General features: G+C 62.1%; 18 protein-coding genes. 6 read left to right on the top strand and 12 right to left on the bottom strand.

Annotated features, from left to right (window positions below; translation table 11 throughout):
- The first annotated feature begins 18 nt into the window (after window positions 1–18).
- Window positions 19–825 carry a helix-turn-helix transcriptional regulator gene (locus tag Q0938_RS15625; protein ID WP_299364218.1) on the top strand — a complete coding sequence of 269 codons (807 nt, stop codon included), beginning with the start codon at window positions 19–21 and terminating at the stop codon, window positions 823–825.
- Window positions 826–1,037: 212 nt separating this feature from the next.
- Here Q0938_RS15625 and Q0938_RS15630 read toward each other — a convergent pair whose 3' ends face one another.
- Genes Q0938_RS15630 through Q0938_RS15640 form a run of 3 tightly spaced genes read right to left on the bottom strand, consistent with a single transcriptional unit; the run spans window position 1,038 to window position 3,878 of the window.
- A complete protein-coding gene (locus tag Q0938_RS15630; RefSeq protein ID WP_299364222.1) occupies window positions 1,038–2,099 on the bottom strand; it encodes a nucleoside hydrolase in 1,062 nt (353 codons plus the stop codon).
- A gap of 52 nt (window positions 2,100–2,151) precedes the next feature.
- On the bottom strand, window positions 2,152–2,997 hold the full coding sequence (gene aac(3), locus Q0938_RS15635) for an aminoglycoside 3-N-acetyltransferase (RefSeq protein ID WP_299364225.1): 846 nt from the start codon (window positions 2,995–2,997) through the stop codon (window positions 2,152–2,154).
- Window positions 2,998–3,056: 59 nt separating this feature from the next.
- Window positions 3,057–3,878 (bottom strand): phytanoyl-CoA dioxygenase family protein, encoded by an 822-nt coding sequence (locus tag Q0938_RS15640; RefSeq protein ID WP_299364228.1) that lies wholly within the window; start codon window positions 3,876–3,878, stop codon window positions 3,057–3,059.
- A 174-nt stretch (window positions 3,879–4,052) separates the two neighbouring features.
- Here Q0938_RS15640 and Q0938_RS15645 point away from each other — a divergent pair, with 174 nt between their 5' ends.
- The 3 genes from Q0938_RS15645 to Q0938_RS15655 all read left to right on the top strand — a co-directional run bounded on the left by Q0938_RS15645 (window position 4,053) and on the right by Q0938_RS15655 (window position 7,044).
- Window positions 4,053–5,174, top strand: a complete 1,122-nt coding sequence (locus Q0938_RS15645; RefSeq protein WP_299364230.1) for a DUF2239 family protein — start codon at window positions 4,053–4,055, stop codon at window positions 5,172–5,174.
- Entirely contained in the window at window positions 5,171–6,220 is a 1,050-nt protein-coding gene (locus Q0938_RS15650; protein ID WP_299364232.1) for an NADP-dependent oxidoreductase, read from the top strand. The genes Q0938_RS15645 and Q0938_RS15650 overlap by 4 nt, the downstream gene beginning before the upstream one ends.
- Before the next feature lie 89 nt (window positions 6,221–6,309).
- A complete protein-coding gene (locus Q0938_RS15655; RefSeq protein ID WP_299364234.1) occupies window positions 6,310–7,044 on the top strand; it encodes a 2-phosphosulfolactate phosphatase in 735 nt (244 codons plus the stop codon).
- Window positions 7,045–7,170: 126 nt separating this feature from the next.
- Here the strand turns inward: Q0938_RS15655 and Q0938_RS15660 are convergent, their stop codons facing one another.
- Both Q0938_RS15660 and Q0938_RS15665 read right to left on the bottom strand, forming a co-directional pair.
- Window positions 7,171–7,731: a GNAT family N-acetyltransferase gene (locus tag Q0938_RS15660; protein ID WP_299364236.1), complete on the bottom strand. Its 561-nt coding sequence runs from the start codon at window positions 7,729–7,731 to the stop codon at window positions 7,171–7,173.
- Between the two features lie 50 nt (window positions 7,732–7,781).
- Entirely contained in the window at window positions 7,782–8,666 is an 885-nt protein-coding gene (locus Q0938_RS15665; protein WP_366942770.1) for a TetR/AcrR family transcriptional regulator, read from the bottom strand.
- A gap of 15 nt (window positions 8,667–8,681) precedes the next feature.
- Here Q0938_RS15665 and Q0938_RS15670 point away from each other — a divergent pair, with 15 nt between their 5' ends.
- Together Q0938_RS15670 and Q0938_RS15675 are read left to right on the top strand one after the other, a co-directional pair.
- Window positions 8,682–9,215: a DUF6022 family protein gene (locus tag Q0938_RS15670; RefSeq protein WP_299364239.1), complete on the top strand. Its 534-nt coding sequence runs from the start codon at window positions 8,682–8,684 to the stop codon at window positions 9,213–9,215.
- A gap of 180 nt (window positions 9,216–9,395) precedes the next feature.
- Entirely contained in the window at window positions 9,396–10,139 is a 744-nt protein-coding gene (locus Q0938_RS15675) for a MerR family transcriptional regulator (RefSeq protein ID WP_299364241.1), read from the top strand.
- Between the two features lie 513 nt (window positions 10,140–10,652).
- Here Q0938_RS15675 and Q0938_RS15680 read toward each other — a convergent pair.
- The 7 genes from Q0938_RS15680 to Q0938_RS15710 all read right to left on the bottom strand — a co-directional run bounded on the left by Q0938_RS15680 (window position 10,653) and on the right by Q0938_RS15710 (window position 14,535).
- Window positions 10,653–10,964, bottom strand: coding sequence for an MmcQ/YjbR family DNA-binding protein (locus Q0938_RS15680; protein ID WP_299364243.1), 312 nt, complete (start codon window positions 10,962–10,964; stop codon window positions 10,653–10,655).
- Entirely contained in the window at window positions 10,964–11,410 is a 447-nt protein-coding gene (locus tag Q0938_RS15685; protein ID WP_299364245.1) for a VOC family protein, read from the bottom strand. The genes Q0938_RS15680 and Q0938_RS15685 overlap by 1 nt, the downstream gene beginning before the upstream one ends.
- Before the next feature lie 84 nt (window positions 11,411–11,494).
- Window positions 11,495–12,313: an AraC family transcriptional regulator gene (locus Q0938_RS15690; protein WP_299364248.1), complete on the bottom strand. Its 819-nt coding sequence runs from the start codon at window positions 12,311–12,313 to the stop codon at window positions 11,495–11,497.
- A gap of 160 nt (window positions 12,314–12,473) precedes the next feature.
- Entirely contained in the window at window positions 12,474–13,130 is a 657-nt protein-coding gene (locus Q0938_RS15695) for a glutathione S-transferase family protein (protein WP_299364251.1), read from the bottom strand.
- Entirely contained in the window at window positions 13,127–13,693 is a 567-nt protein-coding gene (locus tag Q0938_RS15700) for a dihydrofolate reductase family protein (RefSeq protein WP_299364253.1), read from the bottom strand. Before Q0938_RS15700 ends, Q0938_RS15695 begins: the two co-directional genes overlap by 4 nt.
- Window positions 13,694–13,696: 3 nt before the next feature.
- Entirely contained in the window at window positions 13,697–13,858 is a 162-nt protein-coding gene (locus Q0938_RS15705; protein ID WP_299364311.1) for a hypothetical protein, read from the bottom strand.
- Window positions 13,855–14,535, bottom strand: a complete 681-nt coding sequence (locus Q0938_RS15710; protein WP_299364316.1) for a DUF899 domain-containing protein — start codon at window positions 14,533–14,535, stop codon at window positions 13,855–13,857. The genes Q0938_RS15705 and Q0938_RS15710 overlap by 4 nt, the downstream gene beginning before the upstream one ends.
- Window positions 14,536–14,571: the final 36 nt, after the last annotated feature.

Genomic DNA, 14,571 nt, shown 5'->3' on the forward strand with positions numbered 1-14,571 from the left:
ATACGGCACACTTCAAACATGAGCATCAAGCAGAACACGCAGCCCGTGGGTGCGCTGCTGCGCGGTTGGCGGGAGAGGCGTAGGCACAGCCAGCTGTCTCTCGCGTCCGAAGCCGAGATATCGCAGCGGCACCTCAGCTTTCTCGAATCCGGGCGCTCCAGCCCCAGTCGCGAAATGATTCTGCGTTTGGCCGAAACGCTCCGGTTGCCGCTCCGGGACCGCAACGAATTGCTCCTGGCCGCGGGCTTCGCGCCCGCCCATGGCGAAGCGACGCTGCAGGGGCCAGACATGGCCGAGGCGCGCGCCGCAATTGATGCGATTCTGGCCGGGCACGCGCCGCACCCTGCACTTGCGGTGGATCGCGGCTGGACGATCCTAAAGGCCAATGCCGCGGTCGCCGTACTGACCGAGGGTGCCGCGCCGCACCTGCTGGAGGGCCAGGTCAACGCCCTTAGACTCAGCCTGCACCCGGAGGGAGTTGCTCCGCGGATCGTGAATTACGGGGAGTGGCGGGCGCATGTCCTGTCGCGGTTAGCGAATGACATCGATCTGTCGAGCGACGCCCGGCTGATCGCGCTGCGGGACGAATTGAAAGGATACCCCGCGCCGCCGGGTGCCGCCGGGTGGCCGGGCACCACGGCGCCTTCTGTGGCCGTGCCGCTGGTGCTACGCAGCAACCTCGGGCGGTTGTCATTCCTCAGCACCACCACCGTTTTTGGAACGGCGGTCGATATTACGCTAGCAGGGATCGCGATTGAAAGCTTCTTTCCGGCCGACGCAGCGACGGCCGCGGCGATGCTGGCTCCCGCTGGTGCCAAGGCTTAGGTACGGTGCTTTTCCGACGATTGGCGAGATGCTGAGCGATTGTTCGGTAATGCGTGATCAGGCGCGAGCTTGCAGATGACAACGGACTGCCTGCCTTTCTCAATTGTTCCCGCGCCTCGCTTGCAGAGCCGAAGCAGGAGCGCCCAAGGTACGCCCATACCTCGAGTCAGAGGGCGTCTTGGCTGAAGTGAACTGGTAAGTCCGGCCACCACTCAATGAGATATCAACACGTGGTGCAATTCAAGCGAAGCTTTCGGACAGTATAGGACCCTGGTGTGTGACGGGTTCTCGGAGTGCCCCTGCTCAACGACGAGGCTGTCTCGTGGTAGTAGCCAGAACACCCATTGCCGGGTCATTCGAGCGGTGACGACGGCACAAGCGAACGAGGCGGGCTCGACGAGGTATGCCGCCGCCACCCAATCGAACGGATAGAACCCGGGAAGCCCAACGACATCATTCCAGAAATCAAGCCAATCCTGCGATGACACCGCGAGCCACTCGCCCGCCGACCCTTGCCGAGCAAGGACGTCCAGATCCGCTCGATCAATCAGCACGCTACGCGCTGCGTCATATGGGACGAGGGTCATCGGCAGCGACATCTCAAGAATGCGACGGGTTGCCTCTGGATCGACCGAGACGTTCAGGTCGCGAAAGATCGGACCGTGTCCGAATAGCGCACCTCGCCCGTTGCCTTCGGTCGGGTGGAACAGATGGCCGGGCTGGTGCCCCATCACGGAGACGATGCGCGTGACGTTTCGTTGCAGGTCTGGCCGGTTGTTCAACGCAGCCGCAATATTTGTCAGCGGGCCGAGCGCCAGGATCGTTAACGGACCCTCTTCCAGGGAGGACTGCAGGGCGGCGATACCCGGTGGCGGCGGCATCCGATCGGTTGCGGGGGCGCCATACCCGACGAACATCGACGGCGAGGACAGGCCTTCGCGGTCCAGCTGCGCGAATAGAGCTGCGAGCCGATCCGCCACGACGTGCCCCGGCGCATTTCCGAAGCTCGTCGAGACCCCCGAAATATCGACGCCCCGCGCCACCAGCCATGCAATGGCGAAGCAATCGTCCGGATCGGTGCGGCCCATCGCGCCGCATGCGGCATCGGTATCGATCCAGATGCGGCCCGGCTGCACGTCGTGCGGTTCCATGGGCGCCAGCGCGATCGGAAGTGCGGCGGGACGCCCAGTCCGCCACTGTGACCATTGCGGTGCCACGACGACCCCGATGACGATCAGCGGAACTATGAGAATGAGGTAACGGAGTCTGATCACAGAAATTCCCTGAATTCCATGATGCTAGGTGCGACGCGGCTGCACGACCATCTCAGCCACCAGGAGGTCCGAAAAGACGCTCAAGCCAGCGGACGCCGTAATCGACAATGTCGGCCGCTTGGAGCAGGTGGCATTGGGCGCCGCCGATGCGGCCCTTGATCCCGTGGCCCTCACTGACGTAGAGGCGCGCGATGGTCTCGACGGCGTCCATCTCGCCTTCAACCGCGAAGCCGTCCAGGATGCCGTTGCTGTCGAATTCCTCGGTCCGCCGCCAGACTTTCCGGCCGTCCTCGAGAATCGGCATTTCATAGCTGACTCGCCGCTTGCGGGGAATGTCGGCCAGCGCCTCGGCGAGGTGCAGGACAGTCACCGCATCAAGCGGCGCGCCGAGCAGCAGAACGCGCCCGCCAGCCGCCCTGAACCGGTCAAGCGGTGACCCGGGGCCGAAGGCCGCTCCGAACTCGTGCGGCCGCACCAGGTGATCGGCGTTGGCACCGGCTGCAACCATGGACGCGTCGGGATGGGCACTGCGCCGTGCGCTGGGCAGCTTGCGAAGATACTCGTTCAGCAGGCCGAAACCGCGATAGGTTCCCGCCGTGGCCGGGTCGAAGGCCGGCCAGGCTTCCCGTTCGGCGGGATCGAGAATCGCGCCGTTCAGCGTTTCCTCGTAAGGCGAGCGATCCCAGGCACAGTAGGCCATAACGGTTCCCCCCGGGCCCACGGCATCCAGTATCGCACGCGCGACCGTCTCGGCTCCTCCGGTGACCGGACCGAGGGCTTTGAGTGAGGTGTGCACCATCAGGGTGTCGCCGGGCCGCACGCCGAGGTCGTGCAGCCCGCCTACGAGTTCCCGAGCGTTCAGGCCCTGCAGATGATGGTGATCGGATGCTCCCGGCATGACATTCGTCCTTCAGGCGGCGCAACGTTAAAAGCGCAAAGCAGGTGTAACTCGCTTCCTCAGGCTCCGTGGCGGGATATTGTCAGCCCGCAGGCTTCCCGGATTGCGATCTGCACCGGGGAAGGCGGCAATGAGGGATCGAAGTCGCCAGCAGGCAGGAGCGGCGGCTGAGCCATGAAACGTGGCGTCGTACCCCGGTGAGGTTGAGCGGAGTGAACAAGAAAGGGATGGCATAGATAGACCGTGCCCGCCTTTCCAGTCGCGAAGACTTCTTCGCAACCTTCTGACGAAGCGTAGTTGTCTTTAGATAGCTCCCTCAGGGTTGCGCCCGCCTCGCCATAAGGCAGGAGCTCTTTGGCCAGGATTCGGTGAGATCCCTTGCGGACTTTGGTGGGCGCGTCGTCAGGACCGACGTCGGAAATCAAGAAGAGCATCAGCAACGCCCTTCCGCGACTTCTGACGTTCGCCCTCCATTCCATGAAGTCGGGGTTTTCCATGCCGAAGCTCACGTCGATGTGCCAGCCGGTATCGGGTGGCGATTTTGACGACGGGAACCGGATCGGAAAGGTGCCGAGACCGTTCGGGCGGACCCAACGGCCCGATCCGACCAGCTGATCGTAGGCGCGATGCAAACGCGGAGTGTTGCCAGCAGCGACGAACGGCGGTGTGAACTTGTGTCCGACTCGCACGACAGGTTCGACCCAGCCTGACGGATCATCCGGCGACAGGCCCGCATCGGCCCACAGTTCATTCCAGCAGGCCAGCGCGACGTCCGCACTGAACGCGTGGTCGATCCTGATGAAGCCTTCGTCGATAAACGCCCTGATTTCCGCTGCTGTCAGGCCGTGGTCATCGTGGCTCATCTTGTCTCGCTTCTTCATCCCGTCCTCTATGCTTCGTTTCCCTGTTCTGAATGCGCATCGGCTTGCCCATGCGCGGCGCGAGGGCCCCATGCCTTGGCCGGGCGATTCGTGTGCATTTCTACCCGGGTGATATTGACGCGTCAATTACACCCGGGTAGAAACTTCGAGAACGAATGGAAAAAGGCTAAGGTGATGTCAGGAACAGTTACCGCCTTCGCAGGAGAGGAACTCTTCGCGCGGGGCGAAAGGATGGAGGTGGGCGTTCTGCTATGGCGTGCCGCGCGTCGGCGCGACGAGCAGACCTATCTCGTCTTCGACGATCAGACAGGTCGGCCCGCTGACTTCGACCTTTCAGGGACGGAGGAAGACGTCCGCGCGCGGTACCAGCAGCCGCATCGGGACTCTACATCAGGAGCGAAAGGGCCAGGGCGGCCGAAGCTCGGTGTGGTGGGGCGAGAAGTGACGCTTCTCCCTCGGCACTGGGAATGGCTGCAGAACCAGCGCGGCACCGCCTCTGCGGCCATCAGGCGGCTCGTCGACGAGGCTCGCCGCAGCGGGCAGACGGAACATCTCGCCGCCCAGGCTCGGCAGGCTGCTGATCGGTTCATGGCCGTGATGGCCGGCAACCGACCGGGGTATGAGGAGGCTTCAAGGGCACTTTACTCCAATGATCGAGCGCGGCTGCACGAGCTCACCGAAGATTGGCCCACCGACATCCGAGATCATGCGCGTCACCTGGCAGAGCCTTCCTTTGTCGAAGCGTCCCAGCGGGAACGCTCTTCCTTGAAGGCTTTGCTGCTTGGCCAGTTCGAAACCGCGTGGGCCTTGACGGATCATCATCTACAGGGATTGACGACATCGGAGTGCATGTGGCGGCCCGCAAATAAATGTCTGCACATCAGCAAGGACCCCGAAGGCGGGTGGCGAGCGGACTGGCCCGAGACCGAGGACTACACGATTGGCCCCCCAAGTATAGCCTGGACCACCTGGCACATTCTCTTCTGGTGGGAGACGGTGCTTTGTCATCTCGAAGACAGACCACCTCCGCAGCGCGAGTCCATCTTGTGGCCGGGCGCGGCTGAAACAGCATGCCAGGCTATCGGCGATCTGTATGCGCAGTGGTTGCGCTTCTTGAATGGCGCCAGCGAGCAGGACCTGAAACTTCCGCTTGGCGAGAGCTGGCCAATCAAAGACGCTTCCACAGCTCAGATTGCGGTTTGGCTGAACGTCGAGCTCACAAAGAACGCCGCCGAAATCGGAATGGTGCGGTTTCTTTATGCGGTTGGACACAAGCACCAGGAGCCAGAACCGTGACCCCGACCAATCGGATGCTCGTGTTCGCATCACGACCGACGGATCTTGTCGGGCCCGAGCACTTCAGGACGGTGGAGGCTGCAGTTCCGGACTTGGCTCCGGGCGAGGCACTCGTCCGTGTACGCGTCCTCGGAATCGATCCCACGCAACGCACATGGCTCAATCCGGAGGAGACATACATTTCTCCAGCGCGCCTCGGCCGTGTCATGCCCGGCAGCGGAGTCGGTCAGGTTGTTGATACCCGAAATCCGTCTTTCCCGATCGGGGCATGGGTCTTCGGCATGACCGGTTGGCAGAGCTATGTGGTCGCGCGCGAGGAGATGGGGATTTTCGGCCTGAACCTTGTTCCGCCTGGTGTAAGGCCGGAGGACATGCTGGGCATCTTCGGCCCCAGTGGCCTCGCTGCCTATTTCGGCATGCTCGACATCGCCCGCCCGGTTGAGGGTCAGACCGCGCTCGTGACAGGTGCGGCTGGCAGCACCGGCTCGATCGCAGGACAGATCGGAAGGATCCTTGGTTGTAGAACCGTCGGGTCCGCGGGCGGCGACTACAAGTGTCGCTGGGTGGTCGACACCGCCAATTTTGATGGGTGCATTGACTATAAGTCTGAGCCGCTCGCCGATCGTTTGGTCGAACTGGCACCCTCCGGGATCGACATCGTTTTCGACAATGTCGGCGGTGAAGCGCTCGAGGCTGCACTGGACCATCTTGCGCCAGGCGCTCGGGTCGTTCTTTGCGGAAGTATCTCATCACGCTATCGCAGCAGATCGTACGGGCGAGGGCCCGGAAATTACATGCAGCTGGCCTTCAAGCGCGCGCGGATGGAGGGGTTTATCTTCCTGGATTACGCTGACCGATTTCCGGAAGCCTTCGACCGGTTGAAAACGTGGCGCGACGCCGGACTTTTGACCGTGGCAACAAGTGTTTCAGAGGGATTGGAATCCGCTCCAAGTGCACTTGCGGGTCTTTTCACCGGCAAGAATCTCGGAAAGCAGCTCGTGAGAGTTGCGGCCCAGTGTGCGGCGAAAGAGCTTTCGCCATGGTAGTCGACAAAAAATGTAGATTGCCACGATAATCTTCCTTTTCGGACGCTATGGCCCGCTCAATATGGCTGGTGAACTGAACGGAGGCAGACGTGACGGCGCAGGTTCATATCGAATGGGGACGCCACGGGGTTGACCAAGCTGCCGAGCGCTGCGCCATCGGCACTCTCGTGATCGTGGATGTCTTGTCGTTCTCGACTGCGGTCGATGTGGCCACGAGCCGTGGAGCAATCGTGTTTCCCTTTGAGCTAGGGGATCGTGCGGCTGCACAGGCCTATGCCGAGTCGATGGGAGCCCTGTGCGCCGGGCGGCGCGACGAGGAAGGACCGAGCCTGGCACCCGGGTCGCTGACAAGCCTGCAGGCCGGCACACGGCTCGTCCTTCCATCGCCCAATGGATCTCGGCTCAGCCTCGCGAGCGCCAAACGTCCTGTCTTTGCCGGATGTCTGCGCAACGCCAGAGCGGTTGCAGATGCAGCGGCAGGAGCGGCAGACGGCGGCGATATCATAGTCGTCGCCGCCGGTGAGCGCTGGCCCGATGGCTTGCTACGACCGGCTATTGAGGACTGGCTGGGCGCGGGATGCATTGCCTTGCATCTTGCGCGGGCAGGCTTCGAACTGACCCCAGAAGCGGAAGCCGCAACTGCGTGCGTAGCGGGCTTGAGTGACGCCGGAATTGTGCGTGTCATCGCTGCCTGCACGTCTGCAGCCGAGTTGGTTGCACGCGGCTATGCCGCCGACGTCGCTCTGGCGATCCAGATAGAAAGCAGCATCGGCGCCCCACGTCTTATCGCTGGCGGATACCGGACAATGGAGACGGATCGGTAGGCTGTACTTGTGGGACGGAACTGCTGTGACTGGTGGGGGCAGCCGATCCGCGGCATCGCTGGATGCCCGCGCACATGAAGCAATCGCGAGGCTCGTCGGCAACGTTTGGGTAAAGGAAGCCCCTGATTAGCTGCCGCGCTGGGTCGCGCCTGCTTCCCATCGATCTCTTGACAGACACCAGTCGACTTCAGTCCACCCGCGTGCTTTCATCCATTCCGGCCCGGGCCGCTCGGCGATGATGACGGCACCATAGTGTTTGGCGATCTTTGCAATGCGCGTGTTTCCGCTCGACGTATCGCTGAGGATCTGGTGGGCGCCGAGATCATCGAAGGCAAATTCCGCAAGCCGTTCGCCTGCTTCGATTGCCAGTCTGTAACGTCCCCAGCAACGCGGAGCGAGTTCTAGCCCCATGACCGCCGTCGCCGGATCCTCGGGTCTCAGTCGGATGCCGCCACAACCGCAGAGGCTACCATCCTTCTTGTCAAAGATGCCAAGCTGGAAGTTTATTCGCGGACGTTCTTCTTGCCAGCCTAGAAACAGGGAAAAGAGGTCCGAACCCGGCGTCTTGGCTCCCATCGGTATATCGTAGAGCGCGCGATATCTCGGGTCCGTCTGGTAGTCCCGAAAATCGGAATAGTCCTCGCCGGTGAAATCGCGCAAGATGAAGCGCGGCGTCTCCAGTTGCATGCTTCTGAACCTTTCCACATCGCGGTGATAGGTGGTGATGACCGCGGCAGTTATCTACCTCTGTGCCGTGGGGCCAGTTTAACCTGCAACTGACCGCTTGTTTCCGCGCACCCGGCATCATTCTCTTTGTCGATATGCTTGAGATATGCGACCAACCCATCAAGGTAGCGGTCAAGTGCAAAGCGGAAGGCGGTATCGGGATCGTCGGGACCCTGAACCGCTTCACCCACAGCAGAGCCGACCCGAGTGGCAACAGGGAACGCGTCCGGGCCGGTGATCTGCTGCAGGAGCGGAGCACGCAGGGCCCACCACTGTTGGTCCGTCTCGCCGGTTCGTGCCACCGCCGTCAGCGCATCGTGCTTGGTCTTGGCCGCGCCTCGCACCAGAGCGAGCAGCCCGCTCAGCGCAGCCTGCATTTCGATGTCGGACAGACCCGAACCGTCCAGCACGGCAAGCTCGCTGTCGTATTTGGCCAGAACGTTTGGCCCGAGCACGGGACGGTGATCGTCGATCTCCAGGAGCCAGGGATGGCGCATGTAGAGATCCCAGTTCGCGGTGGCGAGAGCTGCCAGACGCGAACGCAGGCTGTCAACTCGCTCGGTCTTTCGGCAGTCGCCGAGCGCCTGATCGATCATCAGATCGAGCAGGTCGTCCTTGGCAGGCACGTATCCGTAAAGGCTCATTACGGACACGCGGAGGTGATCGGCCACCCGCCGCATGGTCAGCGCCTTCAAGCCGTGTCGATCCGCAAGGTCAATCGCGGCCAGTGCGATTTCGCGTGGAGTGAATCTCCGCTTTGGGCCAGGACCAGGAGATTTTGCTTCATTCCATAGCCGCGCCAGTCCCTGTTGGGCGCGATCCTGGTCGGATTTGGAGAATCGTCTCGTCATCGTCTTTACACCCGGTTTCCAGACTGCCATAACATCACCGTACATAGTACGGGAATCATCATGAAACAAGCTTCGATCACGCCGGATTCGTTCCGTGACATCAATGAGATCGCCGCGGCGGTCCAGATTCTTGTCGATAGGGGAATGGCAGAACGCCTACCAGACCGTAAGCAGGAGTTTCAGGACCTGTTCGATCAGGTGGGCGATGCGGCTTACGGAAGGCTGAACACGGAACTGTTCTGGCCGGTTCGCGCGATGCTCGGAACGGCCGGCCTCAAAGCCACTCCTCGTCTGCCCGGCCGTTTCCAGAGCAGCCGCGAATGGGGCAACGCCGACGAATCGCACCAGCAGCGTTGGTCATGGTCGGTCGTCTCGAAAGCCGATGGAACAGCCATTGGCGCCATAGCTGTAGGTTCGCACCACGATCACGGTCGCTTCCACCTTCCCCGATCCCCGGAGGTCATTGCCGTCGAGGCGACGTCGGAGGCCGCGATCATACGAGAGCTTTCGGCCAGAATGCCGGCGTTCGGCGAGGCCCAGGACTTCAGGACTTGGTATGCGGACTACCTAGCCGGGCAGGCGGATCGAACGTGAGGCGCGGGGGACAATCCACGTGCCTTGGAAAGGTCCATGCCCCGTCGCGTGCTTCGCGATCAATTCGCATCCGCGGACAGCAGACGAAGCCGGAGCGATCTATTACTGTCCCGTTGAAATTTTCCCTTGACCCTCACGCGGCGTGAGGGACCACAAGCCTTCGTCACGGAGGTGGGATTCGTGGAATACCTGACTGTGAACGAGCTTGCGAAAGCGTCCGGAGTCTCTGTCCGGACGTTGCACCACTATCACGAGATCGGTCTTTTGCGGCCGACGCTGATTGGCGGGAACGGCTATCGTTACTATGGACAGGATCAGGTGCTTCGTCTGCAGCAGATCCTGTTCTGGCGCGAGTTCGGAGTGGCTCTGGCTGACATCGGGCGCATTCTAAATCAGCCCGATTTCGACCTCATCGCCGCGCTTACAAATCACCGCGCGCGATTGGCAGCCGACGCTCAGCGGATTAGCCGGATTCTGCGGACCATCGACCGCACCGTCGCGGTTCTGAAAGGAGAACGAGAAATGAAGATCGACGAATTGTATCAGGGCTTTGCCCCCGAAAAGCAGGCCGAGTATCTGGATTGGCTGGACAAACAGCTAAACTTTTGCGCGGGGTCGAAGGCAGACGAGGCGCATTCGCAAGCGCGGGGTGAGGAACTGATGGCTTCCTTGCGGCCCATCGAAGCCGCATTGACGGACGCGTTTATGCGGGGCATCGCGGTCGGTTCGCCTGCAATCGCGCCTGTGCTCGAGGAACACCGCGGTTGGGTCGGTCAAAGCTGGGGCCGCGAGTGCGAGCTTACCGCCTATGGCCGCCTTGCGGATGTGTACGAGCATCCCGATTTCCGAGCGCGGTTCGACACGCTGGCGGTCGGCCTGTCAGACTGGCTGATCTCAGCCATGCGTGCGCATGCGCAGCGTTGAAGGCAGGGGACACGGATTTGTTCGTGTCCCCTGTGGGCGTTTTTTTTGCATGACAGTGGCAATCCATGCCGGCTTCCGCTCAGGCGAGATTATGCAGAACATCGAACTGTGGCATCGTCATCCCAAGCGGGAGGACCTTATTCGAACGTCATCCCCGCCAGTTGGTCAATGATGCCGATCTCGATCAAAAAGCGAAAGATATCATCGAGCTCGACATTTTCCGCCATCATGCCCTGATCCGCGATTCAAGAGGCCAACGCGGCGCGCTGTTTACGCTTCGTCCGTAGCCAAGGCGGGCGAACATTTGCAGCGTTTCGTCGGCCCAAGGCGGACATCAGCACGCCGCCACCTGCGATCTTCAATAGCTTCCGTCGGGTTGTCATCGTTCATCACTCTGTTAGTTCAAAGTCAAACCAATTTCGGGTCGCGACTGCGCCCGCTGCCGGGCGCAATGCGGAATCCGACTGACGGCGTGCAACCGCTTGGCCGAGTCTCATTTCCGAGGCAACCGTTTCAGGGCGGCCCGGCATGGGCCCAAGCAGCATGCAACGCGGATCGCATGTCGTCGGCGGTCAGCGCGGCCAGGGTGGCGACCGTCCAACCCTGTTTCCCCCATTTGTTCGGAACGGGAGCGAAGGCCTCCGGACGCACGAGGCATTTCATCTCCTGTTCATCCGGGTTGAGTTTCAGGTTCACGCTCAGGCCATCGGCGGCGAGCGTGGCGTAGATGCGCCGCACCTTGAACGCGGTTCGGTGGAAATGTCGGGACGCCTTGGTCCCCTCAAGCGCCAGGGCAACCAGCGTGACGTCGGATGCCGTGACCATCACGTCTCCTTTCCGCCGGACGCGGAATAGCGTCTTTGCATCTCCTCGGGCGTGATCTCCTCGATGGAATGTCCGATGATCCAGTCATAGCCGAAAGGGTCACGAATCGTTCCTGAACGTTCGCCGTGAAAGGCGTCGGCCGGTGCGCGCACAAGGGTTGCGCCCAGGTCGACAGCCTTGGCAATCATCGCATCCGCGTCATCGACATGCAGATGGATCGCGAAGGTGCCGCGCGCCGCCGGGTCCGGCGCGTGAATTCCGTATTCGGGAAACTCTTCGGACAACATGATGATCGTGTCCCCGAACATCAACTCGGCATGACCGAGCCGACCACCAGGCTCGACCAGCCGGAACTTCTCGGTTGCGCCGAACGCCGCCTTGTAGAAGGCGATCGCCGCTTCGCCGTCCCGGGCGCGCAAATACGCGAAAACTTCATGGATCTGCATGACCGGACTCCGTATCCATTATAGGTTGGCAATCTATAAGACCCGCGAGGATGGCGGTATTGAAGAAATCGGACATGCCAAGGGTCAGATCCGAACGTGATGCCGATCAGGAGGCGCTGCGTCGATATATTGCATCGGCGTCACTCCCGTAAATCTGCGAAACTCGCGCGTCATATGGGCCTGGTCGGCGTAGCCTGCCTCTGCGGCAAGGCCGGCCAGATCGGATGCGGAGCTTGCAATCATGGTTTCGAGGAAACGACTGAACCGGCGGACGCGGGAGTACGCCTTGGGCGTCAGCCCCACCCACTCGGTGAAAGTGCGGGTGAAATGGCGTTGGCTGAAACCCGTCTCGAACGCGACCTCTTCGACGCCTGCCGCAACATCGAAGCGTCTCAGGGCATGCGCGACAAGCGGGTGGATTGCGTGGACCCGCGGCAGTCTGGATGACAGAATATCCTCGAACAGCTTCAGGCGATCAGCGAGGCTTGGCGTCTCGCGAAGCCGATCGATCAAATCCGCCAGACCGGACCTCGGCCAGAGATCCTCGAGCCGCGTATGCCTGCCTGCCAGTTCGATGGCGGGAATCCGCGACAGCAATTCGACTGCGCCCGGACGCAGCATTGCGCCAACAACGGGCACTGGCTTCGAGATGTGCTTGATATAGAAGGAAGCGCGTGATCCACCAATCAGGGCTGTTCCAACGTCTTTCCCAAGGGCATCGTCGAGATCCCTATAAAGGCGCAAGGGCACATCCTCCAGCCGCAGAACGATATGCGCAGCGCCGGTGGGAAGAACCAGTTCCTTTTGGGCGGAACGCGGCGCGGGGGCCGCATCTTGTACGGACGCCCAAATCAGATCGACAAATGGCCTCAGCGACGGTCTTGGTGGACGGCACAGCTTCATAGTCGCGTGCCCTCCGAACAATCCGTGCCAGCACCGCATGCAGTGCCCCGTTGACCCTGCAATGTGCTCTCCCTCCTCCAGAATATCCCGACCGCCGTCCTGTCGGCTGCGCGTGCGGGTCGTTCGGCTACCCCGGTCATCGTCAGGCTGACGTCGATTGTCATGCGGACCTCCCCTCGGCGTTGTCGTACACCGCCTTTTGCGAAGCGAAGGCGCGCGAAAAGGCAGGACGTGCCTCGGCGCGGGCGACATAGGCAGCAAGCCCGGGCTGTTCGCCCAGCAGGTCAGACCCCTGCAGGCGGCGCAGCACCGTGACCATCATCAGATCGCCAGCGGTGAACTCCCCCTCAAGCCAGTCGCGCTCTCCCAACCATGCGGCCAGTTCGCGCAGCCGGGTGCGCACGCGATCCTCGAGCATCGGTTTCCGTTCGGCGTGCCAGGGCTTGCCGCCTTCGACGATCCCCGCGATGTCCAGATCGAAGATCGGCGGCTCGACCGTGTCGATGGCGGCAAAGATCCACGCCAAGGCGCGGCCGCGCGCAGTGACGTCCACCGGCAGCAGGCCCGAGTGCTGCTCAGCGATGTGCAGCACGATGGCCCCCGATTCGAAAAGCGAGAGTTCCCCATCCTCGTAGGTCGGGATCTGGCCGAAAGGATTGCGCGCCCGATGCGCCGGTTCCTCGAGAGCGGAAAAGGACACCAGACGAACGTCATACGGCTGCCTGACTTCCTCGAGCGCCCAGCGGACGCGCATGTCGCGCGCAAGTCCACGGCCCCGGTCGGGCGAGGTCTCGAAGACGCTCAGGATCGGGTTCATGACGCGGACCCGTCTGGTGCGTAGGTCAGAAGGACCGTGCCGCTGTTGAAGGCGCGGTGGTCGGTCAACGTGAAGTCGAGCATGCCGGAGAGGCCGGCGAACAACGACGTTCCCGCGCCTATGACGACCGGATAGATCATGATCTCCAGCGCGTCGATCAGTCCCTCGGCGGCAAGGCAGGTAACGAGTTCGGCGCTTCCAAGGATGGTCATGTCCGGCCCGTCGCCAGCCTTCAGCGACCGGAACGCTCCCGCGACGTCACCGCCGATGATGCGCGCCGGTCCCCACAGCGCCTCGCGCAGGCTGTTCGAGACGACGATCTTCTCGGCCCGGTTCATGGCCCCAGCAATCGCCGGCAGATGCGCGGCGGCGGCTGGCGTGGGCCAGAAATCCGCCATGTGATCATAGGTGCGCCGCCCGAAGACGAGCGTGTCGCCCCGCGCCAGCTGCGCCTCCGAGAACGCGATTTCCTCCGGCCCGTGGCGGTTCCAGGAAATATCCTCGTCCGGTCCCTTGAAGAACCCGTCGATCGACTGGAAGGTGAAACTGGTCAGGCGGCGCATGGATCATTCTCCACTTTGCGCTTTGTCAGGGCTTGCCGCGATCACGCAGAAGCCGTGGCCGAAGGGATCGCTGCAGAAGGCGGCCGGCCTAAGACGCACTTCGCGCACGAAGCCACGCGGGCCATCGGGCACCCAATCGAAAGTCGTGAGAATCAGGCCGGTCATGTCTTCACTCCTGCTGCGCCTTCATACTCGTCGTGACGACGCCACCAGTGGTAGGGTTCGGTCTGTGGCGTGCCCGCTGGCGCGTCTTCCCAGGTCTCCTGTCGACCCAACGGTGTCAGATCGAGAAGCGTCCAGACGGTGCCAAGCGTCTCGACGCCGCGGCCAGTCGTGAAGTAGCTGCGGTAGACGTCCGGTCCATCGCGGAAGAAAACGTTCAGGCCAAAGCCGCCGGTCACGTCGTGATCGGCATTGAAGGTGTCCGTCGTCTCGTACCACGGCAGTGCCCATCCCATCCGGCGCTGCAAGGCGTCGATTTCGGCGAAGGGCGCCTTCGAGACGAAGACGAGCGTTGTATTTCGAGCATTGAGATGCGCCAGATGCGGGATCTGGTCGGCGACCATGCAGCAACCTTCGCACGGGCTTGGATCGGCGGGCTTCAGCATGTGGTGATAGACGATCAGCTGCTTGCGATCCTGAAACAGCTCGACGAGGGTAGCCTCCCCAGACCGCTCCCTGAAAAGGTAGGGACGCTCGACCCTGACCCAGGGCGCCCGGCGACGCTCGGCAGCCAGTTGGTCGTGCGCACGGGTCAGTTCCTTCTCGCGCGCGGCGATCTCGCCCAGACGTGACTGCCAGATCTCTTTAGTTGCGATCTCGCGCGCGATACCGTCGATCATCGTGGTTCCGTGCGGTTGGTAAGTGCGTGTACTCAT

The sequence above is a fragment of the uncultured Paracoccus sp. genome, from assembly GCF_947496875.1.
GTDB lineage: Bacteria > Pseudomonadota > Alphaproteobacteria > Rhodobacterales > Rhodobacteraceae > Paracoccus.

Coding starts and splice junctions, on each gene's coding strand:
- Q0938_RS15625 (WP_299364218.1), top strand. CDS start 19: ATGAGCATCAAGCAGAACACGCAGCCCGTGGGTGCGCTGCTGCGCGGT.
- Q0938_RS15640 (WP_299364228.1), bottom strand. CDS start 3,878: ATGAAGAAGCGAGACAAGATGAGCCACGATGACCACGGCCTGACAGCA.
- Q0938_RS15645 (WP_299364230.1), top strand. CDS start 4,053: ATGTCAGGAACAGTTACCGCCTTCGCAGGAGAGGAACTCTTCGCGCGG.
- Q0938_RS15660 (WP_299364236.1), bottom strand. CDS start 7,731: ATGCAACTGGAGACGCCGCGCTTCATCTTGCGCGATTTCACCGGCGAG.
- Q0938_RS15665 (WP_366942770.1), bottom strand. CDS start 8,666: ATGTACGGTGATGTTATGGCAGTCTGGAAACCGGGTGTAAAGACGATG.
- Q0938_RS15670 (WP_299364239.1), top strand. CDS start 8,682: ATGAAACAAGCTTCGATCACGCCGGATTCGTTCCGTGACATCAATGAG.
- Q0938_RS15680 (WP_299364243.1), bottom strand. CDS start 10,964: ATGGTCACGGCATCCGACGTCACGCTGGTTGCCCTGGCGCTTGAGGGG.
- Q0938_RS15685 (WP_299364245.1), bottom strand. CDS start 11,410: ATGCAGATCCATGAAGTTTTCGCGTATTTGCGCGCCCGGGACGGCGAA.
- Q0938_RS15690 (WP_299364248.1), bottom strand. CDS start 12,313: ATGAAGCTGTGCCGTCCACCAAGACCGTCGCTGAGGCCATTTGTCGAT.
- Q0938_RS15695 (WP_299364251.1), bottom strand. CDS start 13,130: ATGAACCCGATCCTGAGCGTCTTCGAGACCTCGCCCGACCGGGGCCGT.
- Q0938_RS15700 (WP_299364253.1), bottom strand. CDS start 13,693: ATGCGCCGCCTGACCAGTTTCACCTTCCAGTCGATCGACGGGTTCTTC.
- Q0938_RS15705 (WP_299364311.1), bottom strand. CDS start 13,858: ATGACCGGCCTGATTCTCACGACTTTCGATTGGGTGCCCGATGGCCCG.
- Q0938_RS15710 (WP_299364316.1), bottom strand. CDS start 14,535: ATGATCGACGGTATCGCGCGCGAGATCGCAACTAAAGAGATCTGGCAG.